The following is an 881-nucleotide window of genomic DNA, read 5'->3' as shown; positions in this document are numbered from 1 at the left end:
AGAGTCAGCTTAGTAAAATATTTAACTTTCTGGAACTATCAGACTTGCAGACCACCCCAAAAAGCTATACTTAACGACAGGTCATTTTGGACTGGTGTTTTGAGGACTTTTTACGCCGGTGATGACAAAACTATCAAGTTATAGCAAAAGTACCCCAGTTACAAAATCGCAATTAATTGAAAATCTGGAATTCATTAAATCAGAGAAGTTCGATTTAGCCTTTCAAGTTAAAGGTCACAAATGCCATATACATATCGACTATGATGAAAGAGTAATTCCTGAATTTGAAAAAAGTGGTAATGATGGAGTCCTTGCGCTAGACATTACACATATAAAAATGAGATACCTTCAGGAAAAGAGCTCACCAGAACAGCTAAAAAACATAATCATCGAAACATTTGAAAACTCTAATGATTATAAGTATTGGTTATTCCATCCTCGTGAAGAAATAATTCACAAAAGATTCAAAGAGGAAAGTCAAAGACAAGAACAACAGCAAATATTAAATACAGAAAACTACATCAAACATAAAAAGAAAGAACTAGAAGAACAAAAGAACAATAACAAAGATATATCAAAAATTTATAAATCAAGCAATATAAACAAAAGAAAAATACCTGCCAAAGCTTTAGTCTATAGAAAAGAGAAAGCGACTCTGGGAATTTTCACCTGTAGCTACTGCAATTACAGTTGGCCGGAAAAAAGCACATCATTTAATACGTGTCCAGAGTGTGATAATCAAGCTAATTTCCTTCGGGAATGTAATTTAAATTGTGTAAACGCTTGTCGTTAATACTCCAAAATGGAGAATAACAATGAGCGTTGAAATCAACGAAAAACTGGTAGATCAAATAGCCAGTCAGATTAAAACTCAGGATGAT

1 protein-coding gene is annotated in these 881 nt (G+C 33.1%); it reads left to right on the top strand.

All coding sequences use genetic code 11. The annotated features are described in order from the left end of the window. Nucleotides 1-118: 118 nt before the first annotated feature. Entirely contained in the window at nt 119-793 is a 675-nt protein-coding gene (locus AK963_RS29770) for a hypothetical protein (protein ID WP_139117810.1), read from the top strand. The last annotated feature ends 88 nt before the right edge of the window (nt 794-881 follow it).

The organism is Endozoicomonas atrinae, assembly GCF_001647025.1.
Lineage (GTDB): Bacteria > Pseudomonadota > Gammaproteobacteria > Pseudomonadales > Endozoicomonadaceae > Endozoicomonas > Endozoicomonas atrinae.
The sequence above is the reverse complement of the archived record's forward strand: the minus strand, read 5'-3'. Positions and strand labels throughout refer to the sequence as shown.